The 16,243-nt window shown below is 70.1% G+C and carries 16 protein-coding genes; 14 read left to right on the top strand and 2 right to left on the bottom strand.

What is annotated here, in order from left to right:
* Nucleotides 1-304 precede the first annotated feature (304 nt).
* Nucleotides 305-1,192, top strand: coding sequence for a tRNA (adenine-N1)-methyltransferase (locus tag ACGFRB_RS26505; RefSeq protein ID WP_019884997.1), 888 nt, complete (start codon nucleotides 305-307; stop codon nucleotides 1,190-1,192).
* Between the two features lie 285 nt (nucleotides 1,193-1,477).
* The gene (locus ACGFRB_RS26510) at nucleotides 1,478-2,041 is read left to right on the top strand and encodes a hypothetical protein (protein ID WP_393246585.1); all 564 of its coding nucleotides are present in this window, start codon (nucleotides 1,478-1,480) and stop codon (nucleotides 2,039-2,041) included.
* A 107-nt stretch (nucleotides 2,042-2,148) separates the two neighbouring features.
* Here ACGFRB_RS26510 and ACGFRB_RS26515 read toward each other — a convergent pair whose 3' ends face one another.
* Nucleotides 2,149-2,460, bottom strand: a complete 312-nt coding sequence (locus ACGFRB_RS26515; RefSeq protein WP_363008663.1) for a ferredoxin — start codon at nucleotides 2,458-2,460, stop codon at nucleotides 2,149-2,151.
* A 242-nt stretch (nucleotides 2,461-2,702) separates the two neighbouring features.
* Here ACGFRB_RS26515 and arc point away from each other — a divergent pair, with 242 nt between their 5' ends.
* From arc to prcA, 6 genes are all read left to right on the top strand, one after another.
* Complete coding sequence (gene arc / locus ACGFRB_RS26520; protein WP_363008661.1) at nucleotides 2,703-4,469, top strand: proteasome ATPase; 1,767 nt, start codon at nucleotides 2,703-2,705, stop codon at nucleotides 4,467-4,469.
* Between the two features lie 165 nt (nucleotides 4,470-4,634).
* Nucleotides 4,635-6,155 (top strand): depupylase/deamidase Dop, encoded by a 1,521-nt coding sequence (gene dop, locus ACGFRB_RS26525; protein ID WP_393246588.1) that lies wholly within the window; start codon nucleotides 4,635-4,637, stop codon nucleotides 6,153-6,155.
* A gap of 133 nt (nucleotides 6,156-6,288) precedes the next feature.
* Nucleotides 6,289-6,501: a ubiquitin-like protein Pup gene (locus ACGFRB_RS26530; RefSeq protein WP_030494396.1), complete on the top strand. Its 213-nt coding sequence runs from the start codon at nucleotides 6,289-6,291 to the stop codon at nucleotides 6,499-6,501.
* 140 nt (nucleotides 6,502-6,641) lie between these two features.
* Nucleotides 6,642-6,875 (top strand): endonuclease domain-containing protein, encoded by a 234-nt coding sequence (locus ACGFRB_RS26535; protein WP_393246590.1) that lies wholly within the window; start codon nucleotides 6,642-6,644, stop codon nucleotides 6,873-6,875.
* The gene (gene prcB, locus ACGFRB_RS26540) at nucleotides 6,857-7,696 is read left to right on the top strand and encodes a proteasome subunit beta (RefSeq protein ID WP_363008655.1); all 840 of its coding nucleotides are present in this window, start codon (nucleotides 6,857-6,859) and stop codon (nucleotides 7,694-7,696) included. The genes ACGFRB_RS26535 and prcB overlap by 19 nt, the downstream gene beginning before the upstream one ends.
* A 54-nt stretch (nucleotides 7,697-7,750) precedes the next feature.
* Nucleotides 7,751-8,503: a proteasome subunit alpha gene (gene prcA / locus ACGFRB_RS26545; RefSeq protein WP_361227736.1), complete on the top strand. Its 753-nt coding sequence runs from the start codon at nucleotides 7,751-7,753 to the stop codon at nucleotides 8,501-8,503.
* A 199-nt stretch (nucleotides 8,504-8,702) separates the two neighbouring features.
* Here prcA and ACGFRB_RS26550 read toward each other — a convergent pair whose 3' ends face one another.
* Nucleotides 8,703-9,722: a LacI family DNA-binding transcriptional regulator gene (locus ACGFRB_RS26550; protein WP_393246592.1), complete on the bottom strand. Its 1,020-nt coding sequence runs from the start codon at nucleotides 9,720-9,722 to the stop codon at nucleotides 8,703-8,705.
* A 133-nt stretch (nucleotides 9,723-9,855) separates the two neighbouring features.
* On the opposite strand from ACGFRB_RS26550, the gene ACGFRB_RS26555 reads away from it, so the two are divergent.
* The 6 genes from ACGFRB_RS26555 to ACGFRB_RS26580 all read left to right on the top strand — a co-directional run bounded on the left by ACGFRB_RS26555 (nucleotide 9,856) and on the right by ACGFRB_RS26580 (nucleotide 16,197).
* Nucleotides 9,856-11,184 carry an MFS transporter gene (locus ACGFRB_RS26555; RefSeq protein WP_393246594.1) on the top strand — a complete coding sequence of 443 codons (1,329 nt, stop codon included), beginning with the start codon at nucleotides 9,856-9,858 and terminating at the stop codon, nucleotides 11,182-11,184.
* A 9-nt stretch (nucleotides 11,185-11,193) separates the two neighbouring features.
* Nucleotides 11,194-12,555: a Pup--protein ligase gene (gene pafA / locus ACGFRB_RS26560; protein ID WP_361227727.1), complete on the top strand. Its 1,362-nt coding sequence runs from the start codon at nucleotides 11,194-11,196 to the stop codon at nucleotides 12,553-12,555.
* A 139-nt stretch (nucleotides 12,556-12,694) separates the two neighbouring features.
* Entirely contained in the window at nucleotides 12,695-13,651 is a 957-nt protein-coding gene (locus ACGFRB_RS26565) for an FKBP-type peptidyl-prolyl cis-trans isomerase (RefSeq protein WP_363008648.1), read from the top strand.
* A gap of 61 nt (nucleotides 13,652-13,712) precedes the next feature.
* Nucleotides 13,713-14,093, top strand: coding sequence for an FKBP-type peptidyl-prolyl cis-trans isomerase (locus ACGFRB_RS26570; RefSeq protein WP_363008646.1), 381 nt, complete (start codon nucleotides 13,713-13,715; stop codon nucleotides 14,091-14,093).
* A gap of 129 nt (nucleotides 14,094-14,222) precedes the next feature.
* Nucleotides 14,223-15,203, top strand: coding sequence for a helix-turn-helix transcriptional regulator (locus ACGFRB_RS26575; protein ID WP_393246597.1), 981 nt, complete (start codon nucleotides 14,223-14,225; stop codon nucleotides 15,201-15,203).
* Nucleotides 15,204-15,219: 16 nt separating this feature from the next.
* Nucleotides 15,220-16,197 carry a WYL domain-containing protein gene (locus ACGFRB_RS26580; RefSeq protein WP_363008642.1) on the top strand — a complete coding sequence of 326 codons (978 nt, stop codon included), beginning with the start codon at nucleotides 15,220-15,222 and terminating at the stop codon, nucleotides 16,195-16,197.
* Nucleotides 16,198-16,243: the final 46 nt, after the last annotated feature.

Here is a 16,243-nt window from a genome sequence, read left to right on the forward strand (position 1 = left end):
TTCGGCGGGGGGACCCCCACGGGGTGCTGGAGTCGGACTCACAGCACCGATCGTGCTCGGCCCGCTCGTTCCTCGCGGGCCTGTGCGCGTTCGGCGCTGTTCCCCCGACGCACCCCTTCGGCTCACTCGGCCATAGGCCGGCCCGGTAGCTCTGGCCTCGTCAGGGGCACGGCCCGCACTCACGGTGCCTACGGGGTGGTCCGCAACCAGACGTAACGGCATATGCCAGGCCCGTACTCGCGGTGTCTTCGGGGTGGGTCCGCGCCCGGTGAGGGGGCCGTCGTGCCCTTGATAAGCTGCTCACATGTCCGAACCGACCGGTGCCGCCCGCCGTCGCGGGCCCTTCAAGGTCGGGGACCAGGTCCAGCTCACCGACCCCAAGGGACGCCACTACACCTTCACGCTCGAAGCCGGGAAGAATTTCCACACCCACAAGGGTTCCTTCCCCCATGACGAGCTGATCGGTGCTCCCGAGGGCAGTGTTGTCCGAACCACGGGAAACGTCGCCTACCTCGCGCTGCGCCCCCTGCTCCCCGACTACGTCCTGTCCATGCCCCGCGGCGCCGCCGTGGTCTACCCCAAGGACGCGGGGCAGATCCTGGCCTTCGCCGACATCTTCCCCGGCGCCCGTGTCGTCGAGGCCGGTGTGGGCTCCGGCTCGCTGAGCTCCTTCCTGCTGCGCGCCATCGGCGACAGCGGCATGCTGCACTCGTACGAGCGTCGCGAGGACTTCGCCGAGATCGCCAAGGGCAACGTCGAGCGCTACTTCGGCGGCCCGCACCCCGCGTGGCAGCTGACCGTCGGCGACCTCCAGGACAACCTGTCCGACACCGACGTCGACCGCGTCATCCTCGACATGCTCGCCCCCTGGGAGTGCCTGGAGGCCGTCTCCAAGGCCCTCGTCCCCGGCGGCATCCTCTGCTGCTACGTGGCCACCACCACGCAGCTCGCGCGCACCGTGGAATCCATCCGCGAGTTCGGCTGCTACGCCGAACCGCAGCCCTGGGAATCCATGATCCGCAACTGGCACGTCGAGGGCCTGGCCGTCCGCCCGGACCACCGGATGATCGGTCACACCGGCTTCCTCGTCACCGCCCGCCGCCTCGCGGACGGTGTGGAGCCCCCGATGCGCCGCCGCCGCCCCGCCAAGGGCGCCTACGGCGAGGACTACGAAGGCCCCAACAAGGGCTGACCCCTCCCACAACGCACCGGTGCCGCCGTCGACTTCCCGCCCCACAGGCCGGAAGCCGACGGCGGCACCGTCGTATTCAGGCCGTCCTTCCACACCACCCGAGCCCGTACGAAGCCCCGCACACCCGCCGCACGCCCACGGCCGACCCCGGCTGTTCCGCCCCTCTGTGACGTGTGGCACGATGCCGTTCCACAGGCTCCCCGCCTCCCCGGCGCCCCACCAGCACCGACGGGCCCGGGAGCCGGGCGAACTCCTCCCGCACCACCCTCACAGGAGACTTCTCGCGTGCAGACCCCCGCCGTCACGGACCTGGCGCACACCCGCGCCCGGCCGGTGCACTGGCTGGCCACCGCCACCGCGATGGCCGGAGTCGTCGTCCTCGCCGGGCTGCTCCAGCCAGGCCCGGCCAAGGCCACCGGCGCCCCGCGGGCCCCCCGGCCCGCGCCCGACGCCGCCACGGCCCACTACCCCCTGGAGTGCGGCGGACTGCCCACCAAGATCGTCAAGAGGGTCGCCGGAGACCTCGACGGCGACGGCGACCCCGAGACGATCGCCGTCGTCCGCTGCGACGCCGGCTCCGGCACCCCGCCCAGCGGCATCTACGTCCTCACCCACGGCAAGGACCGCGCGGCACCCGCCGCCCGGGTCGTGGCCACCCTCCTCGAACCCGCCGAGAAGCGCAGCGTCACCGACTTCTCGATCCGCGGCCGCGCCGTCCACGCGACCCTGCTCGGCTACTCCTCACCCGACGTCCCCGGCTGCTGCCCCGACCTGACCGACCACGTCACCTGGCGCTGGCGCGGCGGAGCCTTCCTGCGTACCTCGGAAACAGCGGACCGCGAGGCCTGACCCGGCCCGCGGAAACAGAAGACCGCGGGGCCGGTCGGGCCTCGCGGAACAAAGAGGGCCGCGAGGCCGACCGGCCCCGCGGCCCATGACCGGAGCCCCGGAATACGTCAGTCCGCGTCGGGACCGTACACCTCGACACCGTCGGCGGACCGCCGCACATGAATGCACTCGCCCGGGCATTCCTTCACGGAGTCCACCACGTCCTGGAGCAGCGGCAACGGCACCCGCGTCGTCGCCCCCGGTGCCTGGAGCAGCTCGTCGTCCGCGCTCTTCACATACGCGAGCCCGTCGATGTCGAGCTCGAAGACCTCAGGGGCGTACTGCGCGCAGATCCCGTCCCCGGTACACAGGTCCTGGTCGATCCAGACCTCCAGCGCCTCACCGGCGCCCGTCGCCTGGACCTCCTGCTGCACGCTCATCTCTCCTGCCGTTTCTTTCTCGCCTGGACAAGTCGGGCCAACCCTGACGGGTGTTGACCACCCATGACGATACCGTCGCGCGCTTTGGCGAGGCTCGGTGGTGGGTATCCCCCTGGCGTGAGGGGAAGCGCAAGGGTGAAGATCGGACACACCTCGGAGTCTTTGTGATCTAGGGGTTTCAATCATCACCCACCCAGGTAGGGTCAGGAAGCGTCCAGCTCCCCTTGGAGGAGGTGAGGACCGTGGCAGCCCACGACGACGACATCAACCGCGGCATCCGGCCGGGCCGGGGCTCTGACGACCCCGCCGGTCAGATCGCCTATCTCGAGCAGGAAATCGCCGTCCTGCGCCGCAAGCTCGCCGACTCTCCGCGTCACACGAGGATTCTCGAGGAGCGGATCGTCGAGCTGCAGACGAACCTGGCCGGCGTGTCCGCGCAGAACGAGCGGCTCGCCAGTACGCTCCGCGAGGCCCGCGACCAGATCGTGGCCCTCAAGGAGGAGGTCGACCGGCTCGCGCAGCCGCCGGCCGGCTTCGGTGTCTTCCTGCAGGCCAACGAGGACGGCACGTGCGACATCTTCACCGGGGGCCGCAAGCTCCGGGTGAACGTCAGCCCCAGCGTCGAGCCCGACCAGCTCAAGCGGGGCCAGGAACTCATGCTCAACGAGGCGCTCAACGTGGTCGAGGCCATGGCCTTCGAGCGCGCCGGCGACATCGTCACCCTCAAGGAGATCCTCGAGGACGGCGAACGCGCCCTGGTCATCGGACACACCGACGAAGAGCGGGTGGTCCGGCTCGCCGAACCCCTGCTGGACATCACCATCCGCCCCGGCGACGCACTCCTCCTGGAACCCAGGTCCGGATACGTCTACGAGGTGGTCCCCAAGAGCGAGGTCGAAGAACTCGTCCTCGAAGAGGTCCCCGACGTCGACTACGACAAGATCGGCGGCCTGGGCAACCAGATCGAACTGATCCGGGACGCCGTCGAGCTCCCGTACCTCTACCCGGACCTCTTCAAGGAACACGAACTGCGGCCCCCGAAGGGCATCCTGCTCTACGGACCGCCCGGCTGCGGCAAGACGCTCATCGCCAAGGCCGTCGCCAACTCCCTTGCCAAGAAGGTCGCCGAGGTCACCGGCCAGCCCGCCGGGAAGTCCTACTTCCTCAACATCAAGGGCCCCGAACTCCTCAACAAGTACGTCGGCGAGACCGAGCGGCACATCCGTCTCGTCTTCCAGCGGGCCCGTGAGAAGGCGAGCGAGGGCACCCCCGTCATCGTCTTCTTCGACGAGATGGAATCCCTCTTCCGCACCCGCGGATCCGGTGTCAGCTCGGACGTGGAGAACACCATCGTCCCCCAGCTGCTCGCCGAGATCGACGGCGTGGAAGGCCTGGAGAACGTCATCGTCATCGGCGCCTCCAACCGCGAGGACATGATCGACCCGGCGATCCTCCGGCCCGGCCGGCTCGACGTCAAGATCAAGATCGAGCGCCCGGACGCGGAAGCCGCCAAGGACATCTTCGCCAAGTACCTCACGGCCTCCCTCCCGCTCCACGCGGACGACCTCGCCGAACACGGCGGATCGCGGGAAGCCGCCGCCCACGGAATGATCCAGTCCGTGGTCGAGCAGATGTACGCCGAATCCGAGGAGAACCGCTTCCTCGAGGTCACCTACGCCAACGGTGACAAGGAAGTCCTCTACTTCAAGGACTTCAACTCCGGCGCGATGATCCAGAACATCGTCGACCGGGCCAAGAAGATGGCCATCAAGGCCTTCCTCGACCACGACCAGAAGGGCATCCGCGTCTCCCACCTCCTCCAGGCATGCGTGGACGAGTTCAAGGAGAACGAGGACCTGCCCAACACCACCAACCCCGACGACTGGGCCCGGATCTCCGGCAAGAAGGGCGAGCGGATCGTCTTCATCCGCACCCTCGTCACCGGAAAGCAGGGCGCGGACACCGGCCGCTCCATCGACACGGTGGCCAACACCGGTCAGTACCTGTAGCGACGCGCACCGGCTGCGGATGTCCGGGAACGGGCATCCGCAGCCGTCGCTTTCCACTCACCGATTCGTTTTGATCTCCCCGTGCACGCACGACCGCTCTAGGCTCGTGGGTGTACCGCCGCGACACGCACGGTGCGGGGAGCGGCGCCGGGCAAGGAGGGTCGCATGACCGTACGGCGAGTAATGGGCATCGAGACGGAGTACGGGATCTCCGTCCCCGGGCACCCCAACGCCAATGCCATGCTCACCTCGTCCCAGATCGTCAACGCCTACGCGGCGGCGATGCACCGGGCGCGGCGCGCCCGCTGGGACTTCGAGGAAGAGAACCCGCTGCGGGACGCCCGCGGCTTCGACCTCGCCCGCGAGGCCGCCGACTCCAGCCAGCTCACCGACGAGGACATCGGCCTCGCCAACGTCATCCTGACCAACGGCGCCCGGCTCTACGTGGACCACGCCCACCCCGAGTACAGCGCCCCCGAGGTCACCAACCCCCGCGACGCCGTCCTGTGGGACAAGGCCGGCGAGCGGATCATGGCCGAGGCCGCCGAACGGGCCGCCCAGCTCCCCGGCGCCCAGCCCATCCACCTCTACAAGAACAACACCGACAATAAGGGCGCGTCCTACGGCACCCACGAGAACTACCTGATGAAACGGGAGACCCCGTTTTCGGACATCGTGCGCCACCTGACGCCCTTCTTCGTCTCCCGCCAGGTCGTCACCGGCGCCGGCCGGGTCGGCATCGGCCAGGAAGGCCGCGAACACGGCTTCCAGCTCAGCCAGCGCGCCGACTACTTCGAGGTCGAGGTCGGCCTGGAGACCACCCTCAAGCGCCCTATCATCAACACCCGCGACGAGCCGCACGCCGACGCCGAGAAGTACCGGCGCCTGCACGTGATCATCGGGGACGCCAACCTCTCCGAGATCTCGACCTATCTCAAGCTCGGCACCACCTCGCTCGTCCTGTCGATGATCGAGGACGCCTTCATCACCGTCGACCTTGCCGTCGACCAGCCGGTCCGCACCCTCCACCAGGTCTCCCACGACCCGAGCCTCCAGTACCTCGTCACCCTGCGCAGCGGTCGGACACTCACCGCGGTGCAGCTCCAGATGGAGTACTTCGAGCTGGCCAGGAAGTACGTCGACGAGCGCTACGGGACCGACGCCGACGAGCAGACCAAGGACGTTCTCAGCCGCTGGGAGGACACCCTGGGCCGGCTTGAGAGCGACCCGATGAGCCTGGCCGGCGAACTGGACTGGGTCGCGAAGCGGGAGCTGATGGAGGGCTACCGGCGCCGCGACAGCCTGGACTGGGACTCGGCCCGGCTGCACCTCGTCGACCTCCAGTACGCGGACGTACGGCCCGAGAAGGGCCTGTACAACCGTCTGGTGGCCCGCGGCCGGATGAAGCGCCTGCTGGACGAGCCGACGGTGCAGCGGGCCGAGACGAACCCCCCGGAGGACACCCGGGCCTACTTCCGCGGGCGCTGCCTGGAGCAGTACGCGGACGACGTGGCCGCCGCCTCCTGGGATTCGGTGATCTTCGATCTCCCGGGGCGCGACTCCCTCCAAAGGGTGCCGACCCTGGAACCCCTCCGGGGTACGCGTGACCATGTGAAGGAACTTCTGGACCGGTGCAGGACCGCCGAGGAACTGGTGCGGGTTCTTTCCGGCAAGGGCGGAGCCTGAAATGGCCGGGCACTGGGAAACATGACATCAGTGCCCGGACGTTGCAGAAACTGCGGGGCCGATGTCAGTCCCGGCTTGTAGGGTCGGATCTCGTAGACCCAACCGAGCGGGCCGATTCGAGCGGGGTGAGGAAATGGCGACCAAGGACACCGGCGGCGGACAGCAGAAGGCGACGCGTTCCACCGAGGAGGTCGAGGAGACCACCACGGAGGCGAGTTCCGACCTCAAGGAACGCCAGGAAAAACTGAGCGACGACGTGGACTCCGTCCTCGACGAGATCGACGATGTACTCGAAGAGAACGCCGAGGACTTCGTTCGGTCATTTGTCCAAAAGGGCGGCCAGTAGCCTTCGGATTGAAGGCGAATGTCGGAGGCGGGCTCGAAATTCGAGGTCCGAAGCGATGCGCGCGGCAAATCGAGGAGAAGCCGCGCGCATCCTTCGCCCTCAAGCGGTCAAATTTTGACCGGAGCACCTCAAGCGTGCCCATGGCAACACCCGAGGCGGAGCGGGACGGGACGATCACCTCTCCAGGCGGTCTCCCGCCCATCCGCCGAAAGGTACCGGCCGTACATGTGGATCACCGCCACGCGACGGGTAGGGTCCGTGGCGTACTGTGCTTCAACTGTCATTCGGCCATCGGAAAGTTGGGAGACGCTCCCGACGTCCTTCGTCGCGCCATCGCATACCTGGAGGGCAACGCGTGGAAGCAAACAACCTGAGCACCGGACGTCTACCCGCTGCCTTCCTGACACCGGGCTCGTCCTCCTTCATGGACTTCCTCGCCGATCACTCGCCCCAGCTGCTCCCGGGCAACCGGCAGCTGCCCGAGGGGATCGTCCAGGCGCCGCACGGCACCACCATCGTCGCCGCGACGTTCCCCGGGGGCGTGGTGCTCGCCGGTGACCGGCGGGCGACGATGGGGAACATGATCGCGCAGCGGGACATCGAGAAGGTGTTCCCCGCCGACGAGTACTCCGCGGTCGGCATCGCCGGCACCGCCGGCCTCGCTGTGGAGATGGTCAAGCTGTTCCAGCTGGAGCTGGAGCACTTCGAGAAGGTCGAGGGCACCACGCTCTCCCTGGAGGGCAAGGCCAACCGCCTGTCCACCATGATCCGCGGCAACCTCGGCATGGCGATGCAGGGCCTCGCCGTCGTCCCGCTCTTCGCGGGCTGGGACGAGGGCCGGGAGAAGGGCCGGATCTTCTCCTACGACGTCACCGGCGGCCGCTCCGAGGAGCACGGGTACGCCGCCACCGGCTCGGGCTCGATCTTCGCGCGCGGGTCGATGAAGAAGCTCTACCGGGAGGACCTGACCGAGGAGCAGGCCACCACGCTGGTCGTCCAGGCGCTGTACGACGCGGCGGACGACGACTCGGCGACGGGCGGTCCGGATCTGGCACGCCGGATCTTCCCGATCGTCACCGTCATCACCGAGGAGGGCTTCCGCAGGCTCACGGAGGAGGAGTCCTCCGCGCTGGCCCGGTCCGTCACCGAGCGGCGTCTGGAGCAGCCCGACGGGCCGCGCGCCGCCCTGCTCTGACCGCTCGTCGACCTCGTAGAAGCCTTTCGGACCGGAAGAAAGGGACGGTAGCCGGTGTCCACGCCGTTCTATGTCTCACCCCAGCAGGCCATGGCGGACCGGGCGGAATACGCCCGCAAGGGCATCGCCCGGGGCCGCAGTCTCGTCGTCCTCCAGTACGCCGACGGCATCGTGTTCGTCGGCGAGAACCCGTCCCGCGCGCTGCACAAGTTCAGCGAGATCTACGACCGCATCGGCTTCGCCGCGGCCGGCAAGTACAACGAATACGAGAACCTGCGGATCGGCGGTGTGCGCTACGCGGATCTGCGCGGCTACACCTACGACCGTGACGACGTCACGGCGCGGGGTCTGGCCAACGTCTACGCGCAGACGCTGGGCACGATCTTCTCCAGTGCGGGCGAGAAGCCATACGAGGTGGAGCTGGTCGTCGCCGAGGTCGGCGCGGAGCCGGAGGGCGACCAGATCTACCGGCTGCCGCACGACGGATCGATCGTCGACGAGCACGGTTCGGTGGCGGTCGGCGGCAACGCGGAGCAGATCAGCTCGTTCCTGGACCAGCGCCACCGTGACGGCATGTCGCTGGCGGAGGCCTTGAAGCTGGCGGTGCAGGCGCTGTCGCGGGACACCAACGGCGGCGAGCGGGAGATCCCCGCCGAGCGGCTGGAGGTGGCGGTGCTGGACCGGACGCGGCCGCAGCAGCGGAAGTTCAAGCGGATCGTGGGGCGTCAGCTGAAGCGTCTGCTGGACGCGGACGACGCGGCGGTGACGCGGACCGACGATCCGTCGGACGAGGCCGCCGAGGAGTAGTCGGTACGGGTGTGGCGGGGCCCCGGAGTCGTAGGGATACGGCTCCGGGGCCCTTTGCCGTACCCGGGGCGCGTCTTCCCGTACCCGGGCGGGCCCCTTCGTCTTGCCGTACCCGCGCGGGGTCTGCCGTGGCCGAGGCTTTCTCCCGTACCCGGGCCCTTCTGCCGTGCCCGCCCCGGACCCCTCGTCGTGTCCGGGGTCAGGCCCCCGGCGCGGGGCCGGAGGAGGCGCGGGGGACCAGGGTGACGGGGAGGTCACCGGGTTCGGGGATGCGGCCGTCGAGGACGGCGAGGAGGGCGGCCATGCCGCGCTCGCCGATGTGCTCGGCCGGGAGGCCGACGGTGGTGAGTTCGGGTTCGAGGGCGGTGGCGAGGGCGAGGTCGTCGAAGCCGGTGACGGAGAGGTCCTCGGGGACGCGCAGGCCGAGGCGGCGGGCGGCCTTGCAGGCGCCGGCCGCCAGGATGTCGTCGTCGCAGACGATGGCCGTGGGGCGGGGGCCGGGGCGGGTGAGCGCGTGTTCGGCGACGGCGCGGGCGCCCTGGACGTCGAGAGGGGCGCGGACCGTGGTGACGTCGGTGCCGCGAAGGGCCTCGGCGAGGGCGGCGGCGCGGACGTCGAAGGTCCAGGACGGGACGGCGGAGGCGAGGTGGAGGAAGCGCCGGTGGCCGAGCCCGAGGAGGTGGCCGGTGACCTGGCGCATGCCGTCGGCGATGTCGAGGTTGACGTGGGCGGCGGCGCCGGGGCCCGTGGGGTCGCTGTCCAGCATGACGAGGGGCAGGTCGGTGCCGGCGAAGGCCTTGAGGGCCTCGGTGGCCATGGAGGAGGCGATGACGCCGTCGAGGGCGGCGCGGGCGGAGGCGAAGGGATCCCGGGCCGGGCCGATGCCGGCGGGGGAGGGGTAGAGGACGACGCCGAAGCCGTGGCGGGCGGCGACAGTGGCGGCGCCCGTGTAGACGCGGGCGAAGAACTCGTTGGTGAGGGCGGGGACGACGAGGAGGGCGGTGCGGGTGCGGCCGAGGCGGAGGTTGCGTGCGGCGAGGTTGGGGCGGTAGCCGAGGTCCGCGGCGGCCTCGCGGACGGTGCCGGCGGTGCGCTCGGAGACCCGGCCGCGCCACTTGTCGCCGAGGACGAGGGAGACGGTGGCCTGGGAGACGCCGGCGGCGCGGGCGACGTCACGGCTGGTGGGGCGGTGGCCGCCGGGGGTCTCGGGGCTGTGCACGGGTACCTCCGCGGCGCTGTGTGCTGATGCGTCGTCACGCGCGGGGGTGGACCGGCGTGGTGCGGTCATGGTACGTATGACCTCTTGACGTTATACGTAAAACCTCGGGTCGAAGCCCCGGGAGGGAGACAACATGCCCACCGAGGCCCCGGCCGGCGGCTACTTGGAGATCCTGCGCGCGCCCCACGCCACGCGCCTGCTCACCGGCACCCTGGTGGGTCGGCTCCCGAGCGGTACGGGGCCGGTGGCCCTCACGGTGTTCACCCGCGCCGAGGGCGGCAGCTACAGCCTCGCGGGCGGGCTGATCGCCGTGTACGGCCTGGCCACCGCCGTCGGGCAGCCGCTCCTGGGCCGGGCCGTCGACCTCAAGGGCCAGCCCCGGGTCCAGCTGCCCGCCGCGATCCTGTCCGCTCTCGGCATGGCCGTGCTGGCCGTGGCGGGCATCGGCGATCTGTTCCTCGCGTACGCCGCCGTCCTGGTCGCCGGTCTGTTCACCCCGCCGCTCGAAGGCGGGCTGCGGGCGCTGTGGCCGAGCGTGCTGGGCCGGGCGGACCAGGTGCACCGGGCCTACGCCCTGGACGCCGTCGCCCAGGAGGTCATGTTCACCGCCGGGCCGCTGCTGCTGACCCTGCTGGTGGCGCTCTGGTCGCCGGCCGCCGCCCTGCTCGTCATCAACGTGCTCGGTGTGCTCGGTGCCCTGTCGGTGGTGGTCTCGCCGCCGTCGCGGGCCTGGCGCTCGGAGCCCCGCGAGGCCCACTGGCTCGGGGCGCTGCGGTCGCCCGGTCTGCTGGCACTGCTCGGCTCGTTCTTCTTCGTGGGGCTGGCGCTCGGTTCCATCACGGTGGCCGCCGTGGCCTACGCCGACGATCTGGGGAACGACGCGGTCTACGGCTGGCTCATGGCGGCGCTCGGGCTCGGCGCGCTGATCGGCGGCGTGGCGTACGGGGCGCGGCAGTGGGCGGGGGCTCCGGAACGGCGGCTCCGGGTGCTGGTGCTGCTGCTCGCGGTGGGCTACCTGCCGCTGGTGCTGGTGCCCGGACCGGTCGCGATGACGGCCCTGGCGGCTCTCGCGGGGGTGTTCCTGGCGCCGTCCATCGCCTGCGCGTTCATCGTGGTCGACCGGCACGCGCCCGCCGGCACGGTCACCGAGGCGTTCTCGTGGCTGGTCACCACCTTCACGGTCGGTTCGGCGCTCGGTTCGGCGGTCGCCGGGCCCGTGGTGGAGCTGGCGGGGACTCCCACCGGTTTCGCGGTGGCCGGCGTCGGCGGGTTCGTGGCCTTCCTGGTGCTGCTGGCCACCGGCCGGGTGCTCGGGGGAGCCGCCCCGGTGCGACACGCCGTCGGCGGGGGCACCGGAAGCGGTCCGGTATCCGGTGCGCATGGCGGAAAAGACACCCGGACTTCGGGAATCGATCGAAACGGGGCCGTCGAACCCGGTTTCAGCACAGGCCGTCAGGCGTAATGTTCAGACATGGACCGCCGCATTTTCGGGCTGGAGAACGAGTACGGCGTCACGTGCACGTTCAGGGGACAGCGCCGACTGTCTCCTGACGAAGTGGCGCGGTACCTCTTCCGCCGTGTCGTGTCATGGGGCCGCAGCAGCAATGTCTTCCTGCGGAACGGCGCCCGCCTGTACCTGGACGTGGGTTCGCATCCGGAATACGCAACTCCCGAATGCGACAACGTGGTCGAACTGGTCACCCACGACAAGGCCGGCGAGCGCATTCTGGAAGGACTTCTCGTCGACGCGGAACGCCGCCTGCACGAGGAAGGAATCGCGGGCGACGTCTATCTCTTCAAGAACAACACAGACTCCGCCGGAAACTCCTACGGCTGCCACGAGAACTATCTGGTGGCCCGGCACGGGGAGTTCTCCCGGCTCGCGGACATCCTCATTCCGTTCCTGGTCACCCGCCAGTTGATCTGTGGCGCGGGAAAGGTGCTGCAGACCCCGCGCGGCGCCGTCTTCTGCGTCTCGCAGCGCGCCGAACACATCTGGGAGGGCGTCAGCTCGGCGACCACCCGTTCACGTCCCATCATCAACACCCGCGACGAGCCGCACGCGGACGCCGAGCGCTACCGCCGGCTCCACGTCATCGTCGGCGACTCCAACATGTCCGAGACGACCATGCTGCTCAAGGTCGGTGCCACCGATCTCGTGCTGCGCATGATCGAGGCGGGCACGGTGATGCGCGATCTGACCCTGGAGAACCCCATCCGGGCCATCCGCGAGGTCAGCCACGACATCACCGGCCAGCGCAAGGTGCGGCTCGCCAGCGGGCGGGAGGCGTCGGCGCTGGAGGTGCAGCGGGAGTACTTCGAGAAGGCCTCCGACTTCGTCGACCGCCGGGGCATCCGCAGCGGTACGGTCGCCCAGGTCCTGGACCTGTGGGGCCGCACGCTCGACGCGGTCGAGCAGGAGCGGCTGGACCGGGTCGAGACCGAGATCGACTGGGTCATGAAGTACAAGCTCATCGAGCGGTACCGGGCCAAGCACAACATGACGATGTCGCACCCGCGGGTCGCCCAGATAGACCTCGCGTACCACGACATCCACCGTCGTCGCGGCCTGTACTACCTGCTCCAGAAGAACGGTCAGGCGGCTCGGATCTGCGACGACGTGAAGATCTTCGAGGCGAAGTCGGTGCCGCCGCAGACGACCCGGGCCCGGCTCCGGGGCGACTTCATCCGGCGCGCGCAGGAGCAGCGCCGGGACTTCACCGTCGACTGGGTCCACCTCAAGCTCAACGACCAGGCGCAGCGCACCGTGTTGTGCAAGGACCCGTTCCGCTCGGTCGACGACCGGGTGGAGAAACTGATCGCCGGCATGTAGCACCGGGCCCTTGGGGCCGGTGTGACGATTGGCTCGGACGGACCGTCGGCCCCGCACGTTTCCGTGCGGGGCCGACGGCTTCACAGCGTGGTCCCCTAGAGTGGGGCGACTACCGTGCCGTCTGAGATCTGAGGAACTAGTGCGCCGACTTGCCGGCCTGCTCGTCGTCCCGCTGCTGCTGCTCACCACAGCGGCCTGCGGCAGCGAGAACAAGGGCTCCGATTCCGCTTCCGATTCCGGTTCGATTTCGATGAAGAACGGGCTTCCCGCCATCACCGCGGGGGAGAAGTTCGGGGAGAAGCCGACTCTCTCCAAGGGGGTGGGCGACCCGCCCAAGTCGCTCAAGGTCAATGTGATCAGCGAGGGCAAGGGGCCGGTCACCAAGAAGGGTGACGCTCTCCAGGTGCACTACCTGGGCCAGGCGTGGGACTCGACCAAGCCGTTCGACAACAGCTTCGACCGGAAGCAGCCCTTCGAGCTGACGCTGGGCGCCGGCCAGGTCATCAAGGGCTGGGACCAGGGCCTCGAGGGCCAGAAGGTCGGCAGCCGCATCATGGTCGGCATCCCGCCGCAGCTGGGCTACGGCGCGCAGGGCCAGGGCGACATCAAGCCGAACTCCACCCTGGTGTTCGTGGTCGACATCCTGAAGGCCGTCTCCATCCCGAAGTCCGCCGAGGGCACCGAGGTCGCCCAGGACGACAAGGACCTGCCGAAGGTCGGCACCAACACCGACGGCAAGGCGCCCTCGCTGACGGTCCCGAAGGCGGACGCGCCGACCAAGCTGGTCTCCCACTACGTCCTGGAGTCCAAGGGCGAGGTCGTCAAGGCCACCGACACCGTCGTGGTGAACTACGTGGCCGCCCTGTGGAAGGACGGCAAGGTCTTCGACTCGACGTACACCGCGGGCAAGCCCGCCAACTTCCCGCTGGGCCAGCTGACCCTGAAGGGGCTCAAGGACGGTCTGGTCGGCAAGAAGGTCGGCAGCCGCGTGCTGATCGTCGCGCCGCCGTCGGAGGCCTTCGGTGCCGAGGAGAAGCAGGGCATCCCGAAGAACTCGACCCTCGTCTTCGCGGTGGACATCCTGACGAAGATGTAAGACTGTCCCGGTCGCGCGGGCCATCGTCCGCGCGGTTCGTCCGTATGAGGAGCACACTGCAGTGAACATCGAGAAGCCCGAGGTCGACTTCCCGGGCGGCGAAGCGCCGGCCGACCTGGAGATCAAGGACATCTGGAAGGGCGACGGCGAGGTCGCCGAGGCCGGCGACCTGGTCGACGTCCACTACGTGGGTGTGTCCTTCGACTCCGGCGAGGAGTTCGACGCCTCCTGGAACCGCGGCAGCGCGCTGCAGTTCAAGCTGGGTGCCGGCATGGTCATCCAGGGCTGGGACCAGGGTGTCCAGGGCATGCAGGTCGGCGGCCGTCGCCAGCTGATCATCCCGGCGCACCTCGCCTACGGCGAGCGTGGCGCGGGCGGCAAGATCGGCCCGAACGAGACGCTGATCTTCGTCTGCGACCTGGTGGCCGTCCGCAAGGGCTGATCACCTCGCGAGCCCGGCCGAGGGCCCCCGCCTGCAAAGGCGGGGGCCCTCGGCTTTTGATTGGACACCCCGGGGCGGTACGGTCGGACCTCCGAAGAATCGAACCGGTAAAAGAGGGTGCGGGCGTCGATGGCGATTGCCAAGGCCGAGCGGCTGATGAACCTGGCACTGTGTCTGCTCGGTGCCCGCCGGCCGCTCAGCAAGCGCGAGCTGCGCGGCTCCATCGAGGCATATGTCGAAGCGTTCCGTCCGGGCCCCGGAGGCACCTCCGGCGAGGACGCCTTCAACCGGATGTTCGAGCGCGACAAGGACGATCTGCGCGAGCTGGGTCTGGTCATCGAGACCGTGGAGAACCTGGACGGCGAGACCGGCTACCTGGCCCGCCGCGACTCCAACCGGCTGCCGCCGATCACCCTCGACGCCGAGGAGGCCGCCGCACTCGGTCTCGCCGCCAAGGTGTGGCAGCAGGCCCGGCTGGCCGGCGCGGCGAGCGGCGCCCTGCAGAAACTGCGCGCCGCCGGGATGCCGGAGGCCGAGGACGCGTACGACGACCGGCCGAGCGCCCTGGAACCCCGTATCCCGGTCCACGAGGCGGCCTTCGAGCCGCTGATGCTGGCCTGCCGCGACCGCCGTCCGGTCGTCTTCGACTACCGCAAGGGCAACGCGGCCCGCTCCGAGACCCGGCAGGTCGAGCCGTGGACCCTGGAATGCTGGCGCGGCCACTGGTATCTGGCTGGCTGGGACCGCGACCGGCGCGCCGAGCGGGTGTTCCGGCTGTCCCGGATCACCGGCAGGGTTCGTTCCCGGGCCGGCGCCTTCACCGCGCCCGTGCCCGACGTCGTCACCGTGCGCGCGGCCGTCGAGAGCTGGGCGGGCGAGACCGCGACCCGCACCGCGCGGATCCGGCTGCGGGCCGGCTCCGCCTATCCGCTGCGATCCAAGGCCACGGCCGTGACCGAGGGCGCGGACGGCTGGGACGAGCTGGAGATCCCCTACGGGCACGGCCTGGACGCCTGGCTCGTGGAGTTCGGCCCGGACGTGGTCGTACTGGAACCGGCCGACCTGCGGGCCGATGTGATGGAACGGCTGCGCGCCGTGGCCAAGGGCTGAGGGAAGAGGAACGACCGTGGCCGTCAACGCCATCGACCAGACGAGGCGGATGCTCTCCCTCGTCACGTATCTGCGCGAGCGTCCCGGCGCGCACGTCGCCGACGTCGCCCGCGCCTTCGGGATCACCGAGGACGAGCTGATCTCGGACCTGGACGTGCTGCCGATGTGCGGCACCAGTTTCCGGGGCGGCGATCTGCTGGACATCGACACCGACGGCGACCGGATCTGGTGGCGCAACCCGAACGCCCTGGGCGCGGAGGCCGCCGAGCCGCTGCGGCTGGCCGCCGACGAGGCGACCGCGCTGCTGGTCGCGGCCCGTGCCGTGGCGACCCTGCCCGGTCTGCGAGAGGGCGACCGCGACGCGCTGCTGCGGGCCACCGCGAAGCTGGAGGCGGCGGCCGGCGAGGCGGCCGGGGCCAGCTCCCGGCTCTCGGTGACCTTCGAGTCGGAGGGCGGGGTGTTCGCCGAGGTCGACCGGGCGATCTCGGAGCGCCGGCGGCTGTGGCTGCGCTACTACTCGCCCGCGCGGGACGAGCTCACCGAGCGCGAGGTGGACCCGATCCGGCTGTTCGCCGTCGGGCACACGTACATGGAGGCGTGGTGCCGGCTCTCCGAGGCGCGCCGGACGTTCCGGCTCGACCGGGTCGCCGAGATCCGGCTCCTGGACGAGACCGCCGCGCCGCCGGAGATAGAGCTGCGGGATCTGTCGGCGGGGCTTGTGCAGCCGTCCGCCGAGGACCCCGAGGTCGTGGTCGAGGTGGGTCCCGGTGGCCGCTGGGTCGCCGAGTACTACCCGCACGACGCGGCCGAGGAGCTGCCCGACGGGGGGTTGCGGATCACCCTGCGGACTCCCGCGCCCGCCTCGCTGCGGCGGCTCGCGCTGCGGCTCGGCAGCGACGGGCGGATCGTGTCCCCGCCGGAGCTGGCCGACAGCGCGCGTGAGGCGGCGGCCGCGGCGCTCGCCGCGTACGAGAGCCGAGCCGAGCCGAGCTGAGCGATGGGCCGGCCGGAGTGGGGCCGGACCGTGCGCCGAGCGGGCG

It is taken from the genome of Streptomyces sp. NPDC048718 (assembly GCF_043198875.1).
Taxonomy (GTDB): domain Bacteria; phylum Actinomycetota; class Actinomycetes; order Streptomycetales; family Streptomycetaceae; genus Streptomyces.